14 protein-coding genes are annotated in these 20,144 nt (G+C 67.7%); 9 read left to right on the plus strand and 5 right to left on the minus strand.

Annotated features, from left to right (window positions below; genetic code table 11):
- The first annotated feature begins 70 nt into the window (after positions 1 to 70).
- From MZV50_RS11270 to MZV50_RS11280, 3 genes are all read left to right on the plus strand, one after another.
- Positions 71 to 2,338, plus strand: a complete 2,268-nt coding sequence (locus MZV50_RS11270; RefSeq protein WP_252634676.1) for a TonB-dependent receptor — start codon at positions 71 to 73, stop codon at positions 2,336 to 2,338.
- Positions 2,339 to 2,412: 74 nt separating this feature from the next.
- Positions 2,413 to 3,366: an alpha/beta hydrolase gene (locus MZV50_RS11275; RefSeq protein ID WP_252634677.1), complete on the plus strand. Its 954-nt coding sequence runs from the start codon at positions 2,413 to 2,415 to the stop codon at positions 3,364 to 3,366.
- Positions 3,367 to 3,419: 53 nt separating this feature from the next.
- Complete coding sequence (locus tag MZV50_RS11280; RefSeq protein ID WP_252634679.1) at positions 3,420 to 5,105, plus strand: tannase/feruloyl esterase family alpha/beta hydrolase; 1,686 nt, start codon at positions 3,420 to 3,422, stop codon at positions 5,103 to 5,105.
- Between the two features lie 122 nt (positions 5,106 to 5,227).
- Here MZV50_RS11280 and MZV50_RS11285 read toward each other — a convergent pair whose 3' ends face one another.
- The 5 genes from MZV50_RS11285 to MZV50_RS11305 form a co-directional block, all read right to left on the minus strand.
- On the minus strand, positions 5,228 to 5,758 hold the full coding sequence (locus MZV50_RS11285; protein WP_289781918.1) for an RNA polymerase sigma factor: 531 nt from the start codon (positions 5,756 to 5,758) through the stop codon (positions 5,228 to 5,230).
- 61 nt (positions 5,759 to 5,819) lie between these two features.
- Positions 5,820 to 6,380: a cytochrome b gene (locus MZV50_RS11290; RefSeq protein ID WP_252635228.1), complete on the minus strand. Its 561-nt coding sequence runs from the start codon at positions 6,378 to 6,380 to the stop codon at positions 5,820 to 5,822.
- The gene (locus MZV50_RS11295; protein ID WP_252634682.1) at positions 6,380 to 7,783 is read right to left on the minus strand and encodes an efflux transporter outer membrane subunit; all 1,404 of its coding nucleotides are present in this window, start codon (positions 7,781 to 7,783) and stop codon (positions 6,380 to 6,382) included. The genes MZV50_RS11290 and MZV50_RS11295 overlap by 1 nt, the downstream gene beginning before the upstream one ends.
- 3 nt (positions 7,784 to 7,786) lie before the next feature.
- The gene (locus MZV50_RS11300; RefSeq protein ID WP_252634684.1) at positions 7,787 to 10,906 is read right to left on the minus strand and encodes a multidrug efflux RND transporter permease subunit; all 3,120 of its coding nucleotides are present in this window, start codon (positions 10,904 to 10,906) and stop codon (positions 7,787 to 7,789) included.
- 4 nt (positions 10,907 to 10,910) lie between these two features.
- Positions 10,911 to 12,032, minus strand: a complete 1,122-nt coding sequence (locus MZV50_RS11305; RefSeq protein ID WP_252634685.1) for an efflux RND transporter periplasmic adaptor subunit — start codon at positions 12,030 to 12,032, stop codon at positions 10,911 to 10,913.
- Between the two features lie 165 nt (positions 12,033 to 12,197).
- On the opposite strand from MZV50_RS11305, the gene MZV50_RS11310 reads away from it, so the two are divergent.
- From MZV50_RS11310 to MZV50_RS11335, 6 genes are all read left to right on the plus strand, one after another.
- Positions 12,198 to 12,887, plus strand: a complete 690-nt coding sequence (locus MZV50_RS11310; RefSeq protein WP_252634687.1) for a response regulator — start codon at positions 12,198 to 12,200, stop codon at positions 12,885 to 12,887.
- A complete protein-coding gene (locus MZV50_RS11315; protein ID WP_252634688.1) occupies positions 12,884 to 13,960 on the plus strand; it encodes a sensor histidine kinase in 1,077 nt (358 codons plus the stop codon). The genes MZV50_RS11310 and MZV50_RS11315 overlap by 4 nt, the downstream gene beginning before the upstream one ends.
- A 167-nt stretch (positions 13,961 to 14,127) precedes the next feature.
- Complete coding sequence (locus MZV50_RS11320) at positions 14,128 to 14,709, plus strand: RNA polymerase sigma factor (RefSeq protein WP_252634690.1); 582 nt, start codon at positions 14,128 to 14,130, stop codon at positions 14,707 to 14,709.
- Positions 14,673 to 15,620: a FecR family protein gene (locus MZV50_RS11325; protein ID WP_252634692.1), complete on the plus strand. Its 948-nt coding sequence runs from the start codon at positions 14,673 to 14,675 to the stop codon at positions 15,618 to 15,620. The genes MZV50_RS11320 and MZV50_RS11325 overlap by 37 nt, the downstream gene beginning before the upstream one ends.
- 72 nt (positions 15,621 to 15,692) lie before the next feature.
- Positions 15,693 to 18,497 (plus strand): TonB-dependent receptor, encoded by a 2,805-nt coding sequence (locus MZV50_RS11330; protein ID WP_252634693.1) that lies wholly within the window; start codon positions 15,693 to 15,695, stop codon positions 18,495 to 18,497.
- Between the two features lie 77 nt (positions 18,498 to 18,574).
- The gene (locus MZV50_RS11335) at positions 18,575 to 20,053 is read left to right on the plus strand and encodes a CehA/McbA family metallohydrolase (protein WP_252634694.1); all 1,479 of its coding nucleotides are present in this window, start codon (positions 18,575 to 18,577) and stop codon (positions 20,051 to 20,053) included.
- The last annotated feature ends 91 nt before the right edge of the window (positions 20,054 to 20,144 follow it).

Raw genomic sequence — 20,144 nt, forward strand, 5'->3', positions numbered from 1 at the left:
CAAGAATTCACGATGACCGGAGGCCTCAGAACTTCGGCGAAGCCAATCACAAAGGTTGGGGAGGGATGAAATGAAACGCCGAGAACTGATCCGTCACGCCAGTATGCTGTCCATGGCCGCCGCGCTGGGCGCGGGGCTGCTTCCGACACAAACGCTGGCGCAAGACCATTCGAACCCCGCAAGGTCCGCCGGGCAAAGCGCGACCACGCTCGAAGAGGTCGTGGTCACCGCCGAAAAGCGCGCCGAAGGGCTGCAGAACATCCCGATCGCGATCACGGCGGTCTCCGGCGCCACCTTGCAGAAGGCTGGCATCCGCGAGGTCGGTGACCTCGTCCAGCTCACGCCCAGCCTGCAGTTCGGCACCCGTTCGACCAACGTGTTCATCGCCTTGCGCGGCATCGGCCAGGCCGGGCAGGACATCGGCAGCCAGTCGGGCGTCACGGTCTCGCTGGATGGCGTACCGCTGCTCAACCACTTCATGATGAACCCGGCCTTCTTCGACGTCGAACGCGTCGAGGTGCTTCGCGGCCCGCAAGGCACCATCGCGGGGCGCAACGCAACCGGCGGCGCCATCAACATCCACAGCCGGACGCCCACCGAGGATCCGTCGGGCGAACTGGCCGTGACGCTCGGAAACTACGATCGGACCAGCGTCCGGGGCTTCGTCAACGGACCGCTCTCCAGCACCGTTTTCGGGCGTCTGGCGTTCCAGACGGATCGGGCCGACGGCTGGCTGAAGAACGCCTATCTGGGGCGTCGCAACGACGACACGGACCTGACGCAACTGCGCGGCACGTTGTTGTTCAAGCCGTCCGACGGCTTCAGCGTGCGAGCCCTGGCCGAATATACGCGTGACCGCGGCGACCCGTCGTTCGCCCTGCTGCTGGGGCGGGCCGTGCCCACCATCCCGACGCCCGACGAACTGCCGGGCTACGCCTATCCGCGGAACGACATCAACAACCTGACCGCCTATTACAACGAGCCCAATCGCCGCGACGTGCAGGATTTCCGCACCAGCATCCTGGCGACCTGGGTAGTGAGCCCGGATCTGACCATCACCTCGACGACCGGCTTCATCCACCACGACATCGACCTGCAGGATATCGACAACGACGGCACGCCCGCGCCGAGCTCGAAATTCGATCTGATCGGGCTCTACGCCAAGCAGATGACCCAGGAGTTCACGGCCACCGCGACGCTGAGCGAGCGAGCCGATCTCATCGGCGGTCTGTTCTACATGCATGGCGAGTCCAGCGAGCCGCTGTATCTCAGCACGGCGACGGTCAAGAACTCCCTGGTCCTGCTGCCGTCGGAGGAATTGAACTCCTACGCGGCCTACGCGCAGCTGCGCTATCGGCTGACCGATACGCTGCGCGCCACGGTCGGCGGTCGCTATACGTCCGACAGGAAGGACTATGACCTGAACGCGGTCAGTTCTCGGATCGTCAAGTCCGCGAAGGACACCTGGAACGCCTTCACGCCCCGCTTCGTGCTCGACTACGCGCCCAGCGAACAGGCGCTGGTCTACGCCAGCGTTTCGCGAGGCTTCAAATCCGGCGGGTTCAACACGCTCGGCGACGTCAATCAGCCCGTGAACTTCTTCGACCCTGAATATGTCTGGAACTATGAGCTGGGCACGAAGGCGACGCTGTTCGACAAGCGGCTGAGGTTCGGCCTGACGGCCTTCTATGCCGACTATACGAACCTCCAGGCCAGCATCTTCCGGATCAACGAGGCCACGGGCGTTCGCTTCCCCAAGGTCGAAAACTCGCCCACGGCCAAGATCAAGGGCGTCGAGTTCGAGTTCGAGGCCGCGCCGGTCCGAGGGCTGCGCTTCACGGGTTCTGCGACGCGTCTCGACGCGACCTATGGCAAGTTCTGCAACAACGATCCGCTGTACGCGACCGCGCCGACCGATCCGGGGTGCGTGGGGGCGACGCTGAGCGACGGCAAGCCGCTTCCGCCGGGGGCGAAGGACCTCTCCGGCAACCGCCTGACCCAGGCCCCGAAGTGGCAGGCCAGCCTGTCGGGCGAGTACTCCTTCCCGATCTCGGGCGACCTGCAGGTGACGGCCCGCGCGGACTACAAGTGGCAGAGCAGGGTCTATTTCGACTTCTACAACAACCCGCTGAACGCCGAGCGCTCGTACGGCCTGCTCAATGCCTCGGTGGCCGTGGCGACCGCCGATCGGGACTGGTCGCTCTCGGGATGGGTCCGCAACGCGGCGGACAAGCGGTACGTGACTCAATCCAATACCCGGGTCGCGGCCAACCCGTCGCGGATCGGGTCGATCGGGACGCCGCGGATGTACGGTGTCACGCTCAGCCGCCAATTCTGATCGGCGCTCGGCTGGGGAAGGTCCCGATGATCAACCGCAGAGGGTTGGCCGCGATCGCGGCCCTGGCGACGGCCTTGCCGGCCAGCGCCAGCGCGGCGAAAGCCGCGAGGGGCGAACCGCAGGTCGACCGGTTGCGATCCGAGTCCGTCCCCGGCGAGGTCGCCGTCGGGATCTACCTTCCGCCGGGATACGGCGCGACGCCGGGCAAGCGATATCCGCTTCTCCTGCTTCTGCATGGCGGGGACGGGAGCGAACGGGATCTGGCCCGTTTCGCACCCGTCATCGATCAAGCCATCGGGGACGGGCGCACCCCGCCCTTGGTGGTGGCCATGCCGAGCGCGCGCCGGTCGCTCTATATGGACTACCGCGACGGCTCCGAGCGTTGGGAGACCTTCATGGTGTCCGAGCTGCTGCCGCATCTGCACGCGACGCTCGACGTCTCGCCCGCGCGCAAGGACACGCTCGTGGGCGGATGGTCGATGGGCGGGCTGGGCGCCTTGCGACTGGCGTTCAAGCATCCGGAAATCTTCAGCGCCGTCGCCGCGCTGGAACCGGCGATCGAGCCCGCCCTGACCTGGGACGCCATCGGTCCGCGGGTCAAGTTCTGGCGGTCGGACGACATCTATCGGCGGGTCTTCGGCGCGCCGGTCGATACCGCCTTCTGGGCCGCGAACAATCCCGCGACCATCGCTCACCGCGACCCGCGACGGCTGATCGACCTCGGCGTCTATCTCGACGTCGGCGACCAGGATCTGCTGTATCTCAACCAGGGCGTCGAGTTCCTGCACCGGGTGCTCTTCGACGCCGGCGTCGCCCATGAGTACCGGCTCGTTCAAGGCGGCGAGCATGTGGGACCGTCCCTGTCGCCGCGCCTCGCCGACGCCCTCGGCTTCATCGGCCGGCGGCTCGATCCGCCGGCCTGGATCGACGCCACGGTCCTGGCGACCAGGGCCGTCATGGACGAGAAGAAGCGCGCCGCCGGTCTCCCGGTGGAGATCGTGGACCCTCGCCGGATCCGAGGCTCGTGATCTCCAGCCCCGCCATGCGCGACACATGTCGCATCTCGATAGGGAAGTATCTGATGTCCAACCGACAAGCTCCCGATCGGCGTGAACGCTTCTACGCGGCTCTGCGACGAGGTGTCGCCCTGGCGGTGGCTGCGTTGGCATGGGGCATGGCCTCCCAGAGCTGGGCGGCCTCATGCGAGGCGCTCGCCGACCTGCAATTGCCAGACACGGTGATCAAGAGCGCGACGACGGTTCCGGCGGGCGGGATGCCCGGCCTCACGCTCTCGCCTGAGACGCCCGCCTTCTGTCGCGTGGTGGCTTCGGTGAGGGCGGCGCCGGACTCCGACGTCGGCGTCGAGGTGTGGCTGCCCCTGACGGGATGGAAAGGTGTCTTCCACGGCAACGGCAATGGCGGCTTCGGGGGCGTTCTCCCCGCCGGATACGGCGCCATGGCCGCAGGTGTGCGCCGAGGCTACGCCAGCGCCGTGACCGATACCGGAACGGCGCCGGCGACGCCGCTCGAAGGCGACGCCCTGATCGGTCACCCTCGCAAGTGGCGAGATTGGGGGCGGCTCTCGGCGCACGTCATGACGGTCACGGGCAAGGCGATTGCCCAGGCCTACTACGGCGCAAAGCCCGAGCGCGCCTTCTACACCGGATGCTCCACCGGCGGGCAGCAGGGCCTGATCGAAGCGCTGTACTATCCGGAGGACTACGACGGCATCCTGGTAGGCGCGCCGGTGATCAATCGCACCTGGGGACACGCGGCGGTGCTGTGGAACGATCTGGCGGCCAATCTGTGGCCGGGAAGCCACCTGTCGGACGCCAAGTTGCGGACCCTCAACACCGCGGTTCTGGCGCGGTGCGGTGGTCGCGGAAGCGGTCTCGCCAGCGATCCGTTCCTGGGGGATCCGCGCGCCTGCCGGTTCGATCCGGCCACGCTTCTCTGCAGGGGCGGGGACGGTCCCAGTTGCTTGACACGGCAGGAGGTTGCGACCGTCCGCGCCTTCTATTCGGGACCCACGGATCGCAGGGGGCGCGCCAAGTTCTTCGGCTGGCCGAAGGGCAGCGAAGCGCCGGGACACTTCGGTTGGGACTTCCTGCAGTCGCGGCCCAAGGGGCAGCCACCGTTCGTCAGCCTGTTCAAGTGGGTGTTCGGGGCCGATTGGAACTGGGCGGGATTCCAGGTCGAGCGCGACATGCCCAAGGTCGACGCGGCGCTGGACGCGTCGGTGAACGACGCCACGCGGGGCGATCTGCGAGCCTTCCGCGCGCGCGGCGGTAAGCTGATCGTCTATCATGGGTGGGCCGACAGCCTGGTGCCGCCGGACCAGACCATCGCCTTCTATGACCGCGTCGCCAGGGACGCGGGCGGCATCGAGAAGGCGCAGAGCTTCGCCCGGCTGTTCATGGCCCCGGGCGTCGCCCATTGCGGCGGCGGGCCGGGGCCGGACGCTTTCAACGCCGCCAACGGCGTCGTTAGGCCGCCGCCATCGGCAACGCTTCAATACGATCTGTTCACGGCGCTTTCGGCGTGGGTCGGGAGGGGCGCCGCGCCATCCCGGGTCATCGCAACGCGATATGTCGGCGCCGCGCCAGCGGAAGGCGTCGCGCTGCAGAGGCCGCTCTGCGCCTATCCCGCCAAGGCTTGGTATCGCGGCGTCGGCGACACGAACGACGCTCGCAACTTCGTATGCTCGGTGGCCAAGCCAGCTTTGTCGAAACAGCCTGACGGACCGTCTCGGGGCGGCGTGGACTAGTCGCCGCGCCGTCGATGTCTGCTTTGCGCGCCGACGCCAACTTCCACTATTGGCGCACCGTGGTTCATCGAGGCCACGGGGCCAGGATGCTTATCAGCTCGTGGTTCGACACCCGTAGAAATCTATCGCCCGACTCTCGCGATCAGGTGCTTGAGCGCGCGCGAGATGTGCTTCTCGACCGCGCTTCGCGAAATTCCAAGTTGCTCAGCCGTTTGGGCGTGGGTCAATTCTCCGAACTTATGCAGCCAGAAGACGCGCCGCGTCTTGAGCGGTAAGTCGGCTAGCGCCTCGGTCAGCCGCTTCAGGCGCAGGCGAGCGCAGACGGCGGCTTCGGCGTCCGGTGTGTCCGCGATATCGGATCCGCCTAGGCTCGTGTGGCTTACGCGCCGCCAGGCGGCGTCGCGAGCCTCGGCGCGTCGCTGACTGCGCAGCTGATCCAACAGCAGGTTCGATGCAAGTCGATAGAGGTAGGCGGACGGGTTCTCGATCACTTCGCCCTCCACCCGTTGGACCTTGAGGTAGAGATCCTGCATCAGGTCCTCCACCTCTCCGCGTCGGCCGGTCCGGACGGAGAAAAAGCGACGCATGTCCTCACGTCGCGCGAGATAGGCGAGGACCAGGGGACGCGTCGATGGCGTAGGGGGAGCGTTCACGGCGCGGGGCGTTGGGCGGAGGATGCGGGGCTGAAGCGGCGGGCGAGCGGCGCGCCGCGCGTCACGTCATGCGGCCGAGCACGTCGGTCTCGCCGCCGCGATCGGTCAGGCGGTGTTTCAAGGCGCCCACGACATGCAGGAGCGCGAAGCCCAGCAGCGCGTAGGCTAGAATCCTGTGAAGCCACTGGAAAACCGCGAAGCCTACATCGCTCTTGGGCAGCAGTTCCGGCAGCCTCGTGAAGAGGAATGGCACGCCGTCGCTGTCGACGTAGGAACTGGACATCGCATAGCCCATCAAGGGCACGACCAAGGCCAGGACCAGCAACGCCCGATGGGTGATATGCGAGAGGATCGCCTCCCAACGCGAGAGGCCGCGCGGCTCGCCGGGAAAGGTCGAACGCCCGCGCACGATCAGCGCCACGATCGCGATCAGGAAGACCGTGACGCCCAGTTGCTTGTGCACGGGATAGAGCGCGAACTTGATCGGGGCGGCGTCCGGAAGGCTCGTCATCCACCATCCCAGGGCGATCAGGCCGAGCAGAAGGATCGCGCGAAGCCAGTGCAGGGCGCGCATGGAGGAGGGGTAGCGGCGCGGCGTCGCGTCTTCACTGGGAGAGGTCATCAAATTTCTTCCTTCGATACCCATCGCCAGGCCGGATCCAGTCCGCCGCCGAGCGCGGCGTAAAGCTGGATCATGGCCGCAAGCTGGTCATGCCTGAGCGCCAACAGCGCCTGCCTGGCCGCGTAATCGGCGCGCTGTGCGTCGAGCAGTTCGAGACGGCTGTCCAGGCCGGCGCGATATCTGAGATCCGACAATTGCAGACGCCGACGCGCCGCTTCCGTGACGCCCTCCTGGACATATGTCTGGTTGGCGTAGGTGGCTTGCGCGGCCAGACCGTCGGCCACGTCTCGGAAAGCGACCTGGATCTGTCGCTCGTAGGCCGCTACGGCGATCGACTTACGAGCCTCGCTGAGGGCCAGCGCCCCCCGCAACTGGCCTCCCCGGAAGATGGGCTGGGTGATCTGGGGCGCGAAAGACCACGCTCGGCTCGCCGGATTGAATAGCGCGCCAAGGTCCGTGCTGGCGCCGCCGAACGCGCCGCTCAGGGTGATCCTCGGCAGAAAAGCGGCGCGCGCGGCGCCGACATCGGCGTTGGCGGCGCGCAGGGCGTGCTCGGCCTGGGCGATGTCCGGTCGTCGCGTCAGCAGCTCGGCCGGCAAGCCGGGCTCCAGCTGTGTCGGGAGCGGCTGACCGGCGAGCGGGATCGGGGCGGCAAGCGAGGGCGACGCGGGGCCGCCGATGACAAGCGCCAGGGCGTTGCGGGCCTGAGCGAGGCCCCGGCGGCCAGCCTCCCGGTCGGCCTCGGCTTGGCGGACCAAGCCTTCCGCCTGGGCGACGTCCAGGCCGCTCGCCTGCGAGGCCGCCTTCAGCCGTTGAGCGATGTCCAGCGAGGCGCGCCAGTCCGCCAGGGTGGACTCGGTCAGGGCCAGTTGTTCTTCGGCCAGCCGCTCGTCGAGATAGGTCGTCGCGACCGCCGAGATCAGCGCGATCCGGGCGGCGCGCGCCCCCGCTTCGCTCGCCAGGTAGCGTTCAAAGGCCGCGCTGGATTCGGCGCGCACACGCCCGAACAGGTCGAGTTCGAAGGCGGTCAGCCCGACATTGGCCGCATAGGTCATCGACCGCCCTTGAGCTGGGGACCGGTCTTCGGTTCGCGACAGGTTGGCCTCCAGTCCAGGGGCCTGGGCGGCGCGGGCGATGCGGCTTTCGGCGCGCGCGGCCTCGACGTTCAGCAGGGCGGTGCGCAGGTCGCGGCTTTGGTCCAGCGCCTGGTCGATCAGGGCCTGCAGTCTGGGATCGCCATAGACCTGTCGCCAGGCCAGCGACCGCGCCTCGGGCATGCCCGTCGCCACGCCGCCTTCAATGACGGGGTAGGCGGTCGCGACCGCCGCCGCCGGCAAGTCCAGGCGCGGCGTGGTGGAGCAGGCGGCCAGCAGCGCCGCGCCGCACAGGATCAGGCAACGCATGGATCAGGCCTCCTCGGCCGGGGCGGCCCGGCGGCGATCGGACAGGCGCTCGGCGGCGCCGACGACCAGGACGAAGAACAGGGGGACCAGCACGACCGTCAGCACGGTGCCGGTGATCATGCCGCCAAAGACGCCGGTGCCGATCGCGTGCTGGGTCTCGGCGCTGGCGCCCGAGGCGATCACCAGCGGAACGACGCCCAGGGTGAAGGCCAGGCTGGTCATCACGATGGGCCGCAGGCGAAGCTTGGCGGCATGGATCGCCGCCTGCGAAAGGGCCATACCCTGGGCGCGGCTCGCCTTGGCGAATTCCACGATCAAAATGGCGTTCTTGGCCGACAGGCCGATGATGGTGATCAGACCGACCTTGAAAAAGATGTCGTTGGGCAGGCCCCGAATGAGCACCGCGGCCAAGGCGCCAACCAGGCCAAGCGGAATGGCCAACATCACCGACAGGGGGATGGACCAGCTCTCGTAGAGGGCCGCAAGCACCAGGAAGACGACCAACATCGACAGGGCAAGCAGGGCAGGAGCCTGAGCGCCCGCGAGCTTCTCCTGCAACGATTGGCCGGTCCAGGCGACCGTGTAGCCCTGGGGAAGCTGGGTCGCGAGGCGTTCCAATTCAGCCATGGCCTGGCCGCTCGAGGCGCCCGGCGCCGGCGACCCCGTCAGCCTGACCGACGGATAGCCGTTGAAGCGCGTCATCTGGGCCGGCGCCGTGGTCCAGACCGGCGTCACCACCTCGGAAAGCGCGACCATCCCGCCGGTCTCGTTCCGAACATACAGCTTCAGCACATCGCTCAATTGCATTCTGAACGGCGCGTCGGCCTGGACGATAACCTGCTGCAGGCGGCCGCCATTGACGAAGTCGTTGACGTAGCTGGACCCCAGCGCCGTCGAGAGGGTGTCCGCGACCGCTGGGAAGGACACGCCGAGAGCCTGGGCCTTCTGGCGATCGATCTCCAGCCGCGCCGTCGAGCCGGGCGGAAGCCCCTCGGGATAGACGCCGGTGACGAGCTTGCTCTGGGCCGCCAGCTCCAGCAGCCGGGCCTGCGCCTTGCCCAAGGCTTCGGGACCGCGGTTGGCGCGATCCTGCAGCGCCAGGGTGAAGCCGGAGGAATTGCCCAGTTCGTCGATCGACGGCGGCATCACCGACATCACCTGGCCCTCGCGCTGGACCATCATGGCCTCGGTCGCGGCCTTGACCTCGCCGGCGCTGGTCGCGCTGTCGCGGTTCTTCCAGTCTTTCAGCATCGTGAAGACCATCGCCGCGTTGGGGCCCTGGCCGGCGAAGCTGAAGCCGGTGACCGCCTGGGTGGTCTCGATGCCGGGGCGTGTACGGGTGTAGTGCTCGAAGCGCGAGACAGCTTCGTTGGTGCGCCGGGCGGTCGCGTCGGCCGGCAGCTGGAACGAGGTGATGAAGTAGCCTTGGTCTTCCTCGGGCAGGAAGGCCGAGGGAATGACCGCAAAGCCGGCGGCCACGATCGCGACGACCACGGCGAACGCCGCCATGGCGCGCCCGCCACGGCGCAGGACGCCGCCCAGCAGACGCTCATAGCGCTCGGTCAGCCGGTCGAGGTGGCGGTCGAACCAGGCGAAGAAGCCCGTCTTCGGCGCGTGACCGTCGATCGGCTTCAGCAGGGTCGCGCAGAGAGCCGGGGTCAGCGATAGCGCCAGGAAGGCCGAGAACAGGATCGAGACGGCCATCGACAGGGTGAACTGGCGATAGATCGCGCCGACCGAGCCGTCGGCCAGGGCCATGGGAATGAAGACCGCCGACAGCACGGCGGTGATGCCGATGATCGCACCTGTCATTTCCGACATGGCCTTGCGCGTGGCTTCCTTGGGCGAAAGACCCTCGGTCGCCATGATGCGCTCGACGGCCTCGACCACGACGATGGCGTCGTCGACGATGATGCCGATCGCCAGCACCATGCCGAACATGGTCAGAACGTTGATCGAGAAGCCGGCGGCCAGCATCACCGTGAACGCGCCCAGCAGCGCGATCGGCGCGACGATGGCCGGGATCAGCGTGTAGCGGACCTTCTGCAGGAATAGGAACATCACCAGGAACACCAGCGCCATGGCCTCGACCAGGGTCTGGACGACCTTCTCGATCGAGACTCGCACGAACGGCGCGGTGTTGAACGGGATGCCTAGTTTCATGCCGGCTGGAGCAGCCCTCTGAAGTTCGTCCAGCCGGGCCTGGATCGCCGCGGCCGTCCGCACGGCGTTGCCGCCCGGCGAGAGCTGAACGCCCAGCGCGGTCGCCGGCTGACCGTTCTCGCGGCTGGCGAAGTTGAAGTTCGCGGAGTTCAACTCGATGCGCGCCACGTCACCCAAGGTGACGCGCGCACCCGAGGTGGCGGCGCGCAGCACGATGGCTTTGAACTGCTCGATGGTCTGCAATTGACCGTCCGCGGTCAGCGGCACGGTCACGCGCTGGTCCTGGACCGTCGGTTCGCCGCCCAGGGCGCCGGGCGCCAGCTGCTGGTTTTGCGCCGCGATCGCCGCGGTGACGTCGCTCAGCGAAAGATTGAGGCCGGTGAGCTTGTTCGGATCGACCCAAATCCGCATCGCGCGCTCCGAGCCAAACATCTGAACGCGTCCGACGCCGGGAATGCGCTTCAGTTCGTCGGCGACGTTGCGAACCATGTAGTCGCTGAGCGCGACCTCGTCGTCGCGCCCATCGACGCTCCGCAGGCTGACCATCATCAGGAAGTTCGACGCGGCGCTCTCGACGCTGACGCCCGTCTGGCGCACGGCCTGGGGCAGGCGGGGCTCGACCGTCTTCAGACGGTTCTGGACGTCCACCTGGGCGAGTTCGGGATTGGTTCCCGGCTTGAAGGTCGCCGTGATGGTCGCCGAACCGGACGTGTCGGTGGAGGCTTCGAAGTAGAGCAGGTTCTTGACGCTGGAGAGTTCGCGTTCGATCAGGCCGACGACGGAGTCGTTCATGGTCTGCGGCGTCGCGCCGGGATAGCTCGCGTAGATGCTGACCGTGGGCGGGGCCACGACGGGGTAGCGCGCCACGGGCAGGCGCGGAATGGCGATCAAGCCGGCCAGGATGATCGCGATCGCGATGACCCAGGCGAAGATCGGGCGCTCGATGAAGAACTTGGGCATGGGACTAGCGCGCCTGGGTTTGGAACGAGACGGTCTTGACCCGAGCGCCGGCGGCGACCCGGTCCTGGCCTTCGACGATCACGCGCTCGCCGGCTTTCAATCCCCGGGTCACGACGTAACGACCATCCACGACGTCGCCGACCTCGATGGCGCGGGTCTCGACCTGCCCTTTGGCGTTCACCAGGCTGACGTTCGGCTTGCCCCCGCTGTCGCGCAGCACGGCTTGCTGAGGCGTCAGCACCGCGCCCTGGATCGGCGCACGTGGCAGGCGGGCTCGGACGAACATGCCGGGCAGCAGCGCGCGATCGGGATTGTCGATCTCGACGCGGGCGACGGCGTCGCCTGTCGCGGGATCGACCGTAACGCCTGAGAACAGGATCTTTCCCTTGCGGGGATAGGGCGCGCCGGATGGCGTCAGGATTTCCACCTCGCGACCGGCTCCGCCGCCCGCCATGGCGCGCAGCGCTTCGAGACGCGCGGACGGCTGGCGCACGTCGATATAGACCCTGTCGATCTGGTTGATGGTCGCCATGGGAGCCGCACCCCCTGTGGCGACCAAGGCGCCCTCCGTGACCTGGGCCTCGCCGATCCGCCCAGCGATCGGCGCCGTGATTGTCGCGAAGCTCAGTTCGACGCTGCGACGGCGCAGAGTCGCGCGCGCCTCGGCCAGGTCGGCCTCCGCCTGCGCCTTGGCCGTCACGGCGTCATCATAGCTCTGGCGGCTGATGGCGTCGGCTTCGACGAGCGGCGCCAGGCGCGCGACTTGCGCCCTAGCGCGGTCCGCGACGGCGATCGCGCGAACCAGCGCCGCCTGGGCGCCGGCGGCTTCGGCCCTGTAGGGAGCCGGGTCTATCTGGAACAACGGCTGGCCGGCCCGGATCTCGCTGCCTTGCGTAAAGTATCGCTGTGTCACCACGCCTGACACCTGCGGACGGATCTCGGCGGTCCGGAAGGCCACGACGCGAGCTGGCAGCTCATCCACCGGGGTGACGGTCGCGATCTCGGCGGTGGCCACCGCCACGTCGGGCGGCGGCGCGAGGGCACCGACTTCCGCCTGGCCGCAGGCGGAGAGCATGGAGGCTCCCAGCAAGAGGGCCGTGGCGGCGCGACGACGATGGCGATCCATGAGAAACGGGCTCCGAGCCCCGCCTTCCGGGGCGCCGAGGCCTATGCCCGAGCGCGGTTGCGCGACCATGGAGGCTGTGTTGCGACTTCGTGGAGAGCTCTGGCGTGGACCGGGGAAGGGTGGTTAGTGCCTGGACGATCCGGTCACGGCCGCATTGGAGACCTTTTGAACGCCCTGGTTCTGATCGTGGAAGACGAGCCCGAGATCGCGGAAATTCTCGTGGGCTACCTCGAACGCGAAGGGTTCAGGATCGTCACGGCGCGGGATGGTCTGACGGCGGTCGACCTCCACCAGGCGCTTCGCCCCGACATCGTTCTGCTCGACGTCGGCCTGCCGAAGCTGGATGGCTGGGAGGTGCTGGCGCAGCTCCGCAGGCGAGGCGGCACGCCCGTCATCATGCTGACGGCCTTGGACCAGGATCTAGACAAACTGCAAGCGCTGCGGATCGGCGCGGACGACTATGTGGTCAAGCCCTTCAATCCGCTGGAGGTCGCCGCCCGCGCCAAGGCCGTGCTGCGTCGCGCCTCGGGCAGGGACACCGCGTCCGTGGCGCGAGCCGGGCCCCTGGACGTCGATCCCGTCAACCACACCGCGACGGTGAACGCGCCCGACGGCCCGCGCCGCCTGACCTTGACCCTCACCGAATTTCGTTTGCTGCTCCACATGGCTCAGGCCCCGATGCGGCTCTACACGCGCGCCGAACTGCTGGACGCCTGTCTGTCCGGAGGTGACGCGCTGGAGCGAACGGTGGACAGCCATCTGAGCAAGCTGCGCAAGAAACTCGAGGCCGCGGGCGCTCCGGCGATGCTCGGCAATGTCCGGGGGCTCGGATACCGCCTGCTGGGGGACCAATGAAAGCGCAGAGCCTTTCGCAACGTCTCAACCTGGCGATCGTCGGCATCACGCTGGCGACCCTGATCCTGAGTTTGGTGTTTGTCTTCGCGGCATATGGATTGCTCTTTCAGTTCGCGCCCAAGCTGATTTCAGCCGAGAACGCTTTGTTTCCCGCGCCTGTCGAGTGGGCCATCTACTCTGTTTGCGTCGTGCTCGGCAGCATCGCCGCCAGCGTTGTCGCCACGCGTGTCGCCCGACGGATGGTCGAACCGCTCGAGACTCTGGCGGAGGCGGCGCGCGCGATCGCCGACGGAAATCTGTCGGCCAGGGCGACGCTCGTCGCTCCGGCGCCGACCGAAGCCAGCCAGATGATCGCCGACTTCAACGCCATGGCCGATCGCCTGGAGAAGGCGGTCGACGACATCGTCACTTGGAACAGCCTGATCGCTCACGAACTGCGGACACCGGTCACGATCCTGAAGGGCCGCCTTCAGGGTATCGCGGAGGGCGTCTTCCAGCCTGACCCAGCGCTTTTGCAGTCGCTTCACCAGCAGGCCGACGGCCTGGCGCGCCTCGTGGAGGATTTGCGGGTCGTTAGCCTGCTCGACAGCGGGCGGCTGCAACTACGGCCGGTCGAAATCGACTTGGCCTCGGAGATCGAAGGTTTGGCGCGTCTCATCGAGCGCGATCTCGACAAGGCGGGCTTTGGTCTGCGCATGACGCTCACCAGCGGCCGATGTGTCGCCGATCCCGTGCGCCTTCGCCAGGCCGTGCTCGCCCTCGTCGACAACACGCTGAAGTACGCGGAGCCCTGCGTCCTGGAGATCGCGGCGCGCGTGTCGGACGCCGAAGTCGTGATCAGCGTCATCGACCAGGGGCCCGGAATGCCGGAAGGTTTCACAAAGCGCGCGTTCGAGCCCTTCCGACGCGCGGAAGACGTCGACGGCAAGAGCGGGTCGGGTTTGGGCCTCGCCGTGGTCCGCGGTATCGCCGAAGCTCACGGAGGGGAGGTGACCTACGAGCGGCGCGACGGCCTTTCAGCCTTCACGATCGTGATGCCCAGGATGAACCGGTCCGGTCTGGGAGCCGAATAGGTTCGAATATGTCGCCCAGGCTGTCCCGCGCGAAGCTGGCCCAATAATCGGGCGTAACGTCGAACAGATGACGCTGGGCGGCGTGAAGCCGTCGCCAAACTGACACGTCCGGCCGCTAGTGCAGCGCTTCGAGGAGCCGACAGTGGTAGTCGGCGGAGCGTGGCGCGATGGCTTGGCTGCGAGACATCGACAAGTGGTTTGGCGAGGCGGTCCTGCCCTTCGCGCCGACCTATCGCGCCTACGCCCGCAAGCTCACCGGGGATCCGGTCGAGGCCGAGGATCTGGTGCAGGAAGCCTACGCCAAGGTGCTGGGCCTGCCCGACTGGCGGCGGCTGGAGCAGCCGGAGCGCTTCGTCCTGACCATCATCCGCAACTTGGCCTTCGAGCGGTTCCGCCGGGCCAAGGTGGTGGGCATTCGCCAGATCGGGGTGCTGGAGATGGAGGCTCTGCCCGACCCAGCGCCGGACGCGCACGCCGTGGCCAGCGCCCGCGAGGAACTGCTCAGGGTGCTCGAGGCGGTCGATCGGCTGCCCCAGCAGTGCCGAAAGGTGGTCACCCTGCGAAAAATGGAGGGGCTCTCGCCGGGGCAGATAGCGGTTCGGTTGAACTTGTCCATCTCTACCGTCGAGAAGCATTTGGCCAAGGGGCTGGCGTTGCTGACCAAGTCTCTGGCGGCGAGCGAAGGTCGAAGGATCGGGAGTAAAGCGGGTTCATGGAGCAAACGGGCGATCAAGACAGAGACGCGCTGATCGCCCAGGCTTCGGAATGGCTGGCGCGTCTGGACGCCGGCCGCGCCGACCCCGCCGAGTTCGAGGCCTGGCGCGGCGCCGAACCGCGCCGCGCCGCGGCCTTCGCCGAGGTCGCGGCCGCCTGGAGCAAGCTGGACGCCCTGCGTGGCGCCGAACCGCGCCGGCGGCCGGCGATGAGCCGGCGCGCCTGGCTGGGCGGAGGCATGGCCCTGGCCGCCGGTCTGGCCGGCGCGGCCTATCTGGGGCGCGACCAGCTGTTGCGCGCTCGCACCGTCACCGGGATCGGCGAGCGCCGCACCCTGGCGTTGCCCGACGGCAGTTCGGTCGAACTGAACACCGACACCGAGGTCCTGTGGAGGTTTGATCGCCACCGTCGCCGCCTGTGGCTGGAGCGCGGCGAGGTCGCCCTGACCGTCGCCCAGGATGCTCTGCGGCCGTTTGAGCTCTTCACCCAGCAAGGCCTGGCGCGGCTGGCCTCGGGCCAGTTCAACGCCCGTCTGCGGCCAGCGGGTCTGGACCTGATCGTCTTGGCCGGCCAAGCCGCGATCAGGACCGCCGCCGGAGAGGCTCGGGCCGCCGTGGAAAGCGCTACCGACGCTCGCCAGGCCCTGGCCGTCACCGCAACGGGGGTCGCCATCGCCGCCGCGCCCGAGACCGAGGTCCAGAACGTCCAGGCCTGGCGCCGCGGTGAAATCGTTTTCGAAGGTCAGCGCCTGTCCGAGGCGATCGAGGAATACAACCGCTATCTCGTGCGTAAGCTGGTCATAGAAGACCCCAAGGTCGGTCGTATGCGCCTAGGCGGCCGTTTCCTTACGGATAATCCCGAAACCTTCCTGGAAGCCCTGAGGACAACGTTCGGTCTACGGATCATCGAGGATGGTCCGTCACGAATTCTTCTCAAATCCCGATAGAGGTTTCTCGCGCCCCTTTCATCTTGTCGAGCGAGACGCCGATTTTCCGGCGGCGACAATGGGGCGAATACGATGACCAAGTCTTGGGCGCGCATGGGCGCCTGTCTGCTTCTGGCCACGACGGCGCTGGCCACCGTGGTTCCGGCCGTGGCTCACGCCCAGGCGGCCGCGCGGGTGGAGTTCAACATCCCGGCGGGCGACACCGCCCAGGCCCTGACGGCCTTCTCGCGCCAAGCCGGCGTACAGATTCTGTTTCCCTACGACGCGGCCTCCAAGCATCGATCGGCCGGCCTGCAGGGGACCTTCGGCCGCGAGGACGCGGTCCGCAGGCTGATCGAGGGCAGCGATCTGGAGGTCGCCTCGGCCACTGCCCAAGTGATCACCTTGCGCCAGCGGGGCGTCGGCCCTTTGGCCGCCGGCTCGGCCGCCACTGAGGTGTCGACGGTCGAGGAGCTGATTGTCACCTCACGGGCCGGCTCGGACGCCCGCACGCGCCTGGCCACCAGCTACGCCGTCACCACCATGAACGAAGAGACCTTGCGCCTGCGCTCGCCGATGGGCGTGGCCGACGCGCTGAAGTCGGTGCCCGGCTTCTGGGTCGAGGCCTCGGGCGGCGAGGCCAGCGCCAACATCCGCGCCCGTGGCATCCCGCAGGAAGGCTTCTCGGCCATCGCCCTGCAGGAAGACGGCGCGCCGGTCCAGCATGACGGCGGCCTGGGCTACCTGAACGCCGACCAGTCGTTCCGGCTGGACGAGACCATCGACCGCATAGAGGTGGTGCGCGGCGGCCCGTCCTCGATCTTCGCCTCGTACGCGCCCGGCGGCACCGTCAACTTCATCACCCGCAAGGGCGAGGCGCAGGAAGGCGTCGTGAAGGTCCAGGCCAGCGACTACGGCCTCAAGCGCGTCGACGCCTACTATGGCGGTCCGGTCGGTGACTGGCGCATGGGCGTCGGCGGCTTCTGGCGCGAGGACGACGGTATCCGTGACCCGGGGTTCACGGCCAACAAGGGCTACCAAATCCGCGCCTCGGTCGGCCGCGACTTCCAGCGCGGCAGCTTCGACTTCAACATCAAACACCTGGACGACAACGTCATCCTGTTCGCGGGCGTGCCGTTGAAGTTCAACGCCGCCGGCGAGCCCAGCGCCGCCCCAGGCTTTGATCCGCTGACCGGCACTTTGTCGGGGCCCGAGACCAACAAGCTGACCCTGCGTGGCCCCAAGGGACCGTTCGACTGGGACCTGTCGCGCGGCACCGAGGTCAAGCTGACCCAGGCCACCGCCGCCCTGAAGTACGAGATCGCCGACGGCTGGCACCTGCAGGAGACGCTGCGCTACCGGACCTCGGAGTCCAAGCGCATCGGCCTGTTCCCGAACACGCCGGTGACCGGCGCGGCCCGCATCGCCCAGTACAGGGCCCAGATGCTCGCGGCGACGCCAGGCGCGGTCGACGTGCAACTGCGCTACGCGACCAATCCCAGCGAGGTGTTCAGCACCGCTGGCGCCGGGCAGAACGGCAACGGCCTCGTGCTGGACGGTTCGTTGCGCTACGTCTCGGTGCCGCTCGATGAACTGATCAGCGACACCCGGCTGGTCCACAAGTTCGACTTCGGCGGTCAGACTCACGACGTCGCGGTCGGTTTTTACCGCGCCCATGTGGAAGAGGCCTTCAACCGCTACTCGGCCAACGCCCTGCTGGACGTGCGCGAGAACGCCCGCCGCCTGGACCTGCTGGCCGTCGACGCCTCGGGCAAGATTCTGTCCAGCCTGACCGAGAACGGCATCAGCCGCTACGGCGCCGAATTCGCCAACGGCGACGGCAAGTCCAACACCACGGCGCTGTACCTGACCGACGAGTGGCAGGTGACGCCGGCCCTGCGCATCGACGCCGGCGTGCGCTGGGAGCGGACCGAGTTCGAAGGTCGCAGCGAACGCACGGCCACCATCAACCTGGGTCAGTCGGCCTCGGCGGCCGACGACACCGTGCTGGCCGGTTCGGGCGTCTATGACCGCCTGGACAGGAAGTTCGAGCACAGCGGCTGGACCATCGGCGTCGACTACCGGATCAGCCCGCACATGGGCGCCTTCGCCCGCTACACCTCGGCCTTCCGTCTGCCGTCTCTGGGCGACTACATCACCAACGCCACCAACGTCTCACCGTTCGTGCAGACGATGGATCTGATGGAAGCCGGCTACAAGCTGACCACCGGCAAGCTGGACCTCTACGCCACCGTCTTCCACACGGCCTATGACGCCCTGACGTTCGGCAGCGCGGTGTTCAACCCGACCACCGGCTTCTACGTCACCCAGACCAGCATCACCGATACCAAGACCCTGGGCCTGGAACTGGAAGGCACGCTGCGTCCGACGCCGTGGTTCGACCTGGGCTTCAGCGCCACGATCCAGAACCCCGAGTTCGGCGACTACAAGTTCGAGGAAACCTGCACGATCTCGGCCTCGGATCCGACCTGCCTGGTCAAGCCGCCGGCCACCACTGCCAGCCGCACCCGCGACTTCACCGGAAACCAGCTGATCCGCGTACCCAAGACGGCCTTCCGCCTGACGCCTGGCTTCAACCTGATGGATCGCCGGCTGCGGATCGAGAGCAGCATCGAGCGCTATGGCGACCGCTTCTCGGACGCGGCCAACACCTCCAAGCTGTCGGCCTACACCCTGGTGGGCGCGACGGTGCGGTTCAACGTCAACGACGCGCTGTCGGTCTATGTCTACGGCACGAACCTAACCAACGAGCTGGGCCTGACCGAAGGCAACCCGCGCGCCGGCCAGATCATCAGCGGCGAGGCAGGGGCTCTGTACGGCATCGGCCGTCCGGAGTTCGGCCGGGCCTTCAAGGCGGCTCTGCTCTACCGTTTCTGATGAGCGCCGCCTGACTTCCTTCCCCTGAAACTTGGGCGGCCGCAGCCTCGGCCGCCCATCTTTTCTGGACTTTCGACATGCTCCGCTGGCTCGCCTTCGTCCTGCTGCTCATCGCGTCTCCGGCTCTGGCGCGGGAGATGGCCAAGCCCGACCTCGTCCTGACCGGCGAGATCACCGGCGCCGATCACCAGACCTACAAGCCGGTGACCTTCGACGTGCCAGCCGGCGTGACGCGCCTATCGGTGGCCTTCGACTACACCGGTCGCGAGAACCGGACGGTGGTGGATCTGGGCCTGCTGGATCCCGTCCGCTTCCGAGGCTGGAGCGGGGGCAACAAGAAGGCGTTCTTCGTCTCCGCCGAGGCGGCGACGGCCAGCTATTTGCCGGGTCCGCTGCCCGCCGGGAAATGGACCCTGCTTCTAGGCGTGCCCAATGCACGGCCGAACTCCAAGGCGACCTATCAGGCTAGGGTCTGGTTCGAGCGGACGCCCACGCCGCTGCCCGCTGCTCTGCCCCCAAACACCTTTCCCAGGGCCACGACGCCCGGCTGGTATCGTGGCGACCTGCATATGCATACCGCCCACAGCGACGGCGGCTGCGTGACCGGCGATGCCCCACGCGCGCCGTGCCCAGTTTATCGCACGGTCCTGGCCGCCCAGGCCGCCGGCCTCGATTTCGTCGCCGTCACCGATCACAACACCACCAGTCAGGCCGAGGCGCTGGCCGAGCTGCAGCCGTCGTTCCCTGACCTGCTGCTGATGAGCGGCCGCGAGATCACCATCTTCCAGGGCCACGCCAACGTGTTCGGCCCGACGGCCTTCATCGACTTCCGCCTGGGCTCAAGGACCGTGCCGACCATCCGCGACCTGCAGCGGGCGGTGAAGGCGGCTGGCGGCGTTTTCTCGATCAACCACCCGGCCGTGCCGTCGGGCGAGCAGTGCATGGGCTGCGGCTGGACAGCCAAGGACACCGACTACGACGCCGTCCAGGCCATCGAGGTCGCCAATGGCGGCAACGAGAAGGCGCAGGGCGGCTTCGAAGGCCTCCTGTCAGGCGTGCCCTTCTGGGAGGCCCAGTTGAACCAGGGGCGCCGGATCACGGCCATCGGCGGCAGCGACAACCACGACGCAGGCATCCCGCACGACCAGCCCACGGCCGTTGGTCGCCCAACCACGGTGATCCATGCCGAGGGATTGTCGCCCGAGGCTCTGTTGGCGGGACTGCGCGCGGGCAGGGTGTTTATCGACCTCGACGGGACCCGCGACCGGGTGCTGGATCTCTCGGCCGCCGTCGGAGGGCGCGGCGCGGTGATGGGCGGGGCGCTGACGGCCAAGCCCGGCGAAACGGTGACCTTCGTCGCCAGGGTCGCCGGCGTCGATCCGGCCGGTCTGGAGGTGATCCAGGACGGCGCCAGGATCGCCCCGGCGATCTCGGCGGCAGGCGGGTTCGAGGTTCGGATGGGCGCGCGAGCCGGTTGGGTGCGGGTCAATGTTCGCGATAAGGCCGGCCGGCTGCTGATGATCGGCAACCCGATCTATCTAACGGTGGCGCACTAGGTCCTGCGAAGGTCCGCATCGCTAAGATCGAGATGGATCCGCGACAAAGACCATATCGCGACCGACACGGCGCGAGCTCTTCGAGGCGCCG

The organism is Caulobacter segnis, from assembly GCF_023935105.1.
Lineage (GTDB): Bacteria > Pseudomonadota > Alphaproteobacteria > Caulobacterales > Caulobacteraceae > Caulobacter > Caulobacter segnis_B.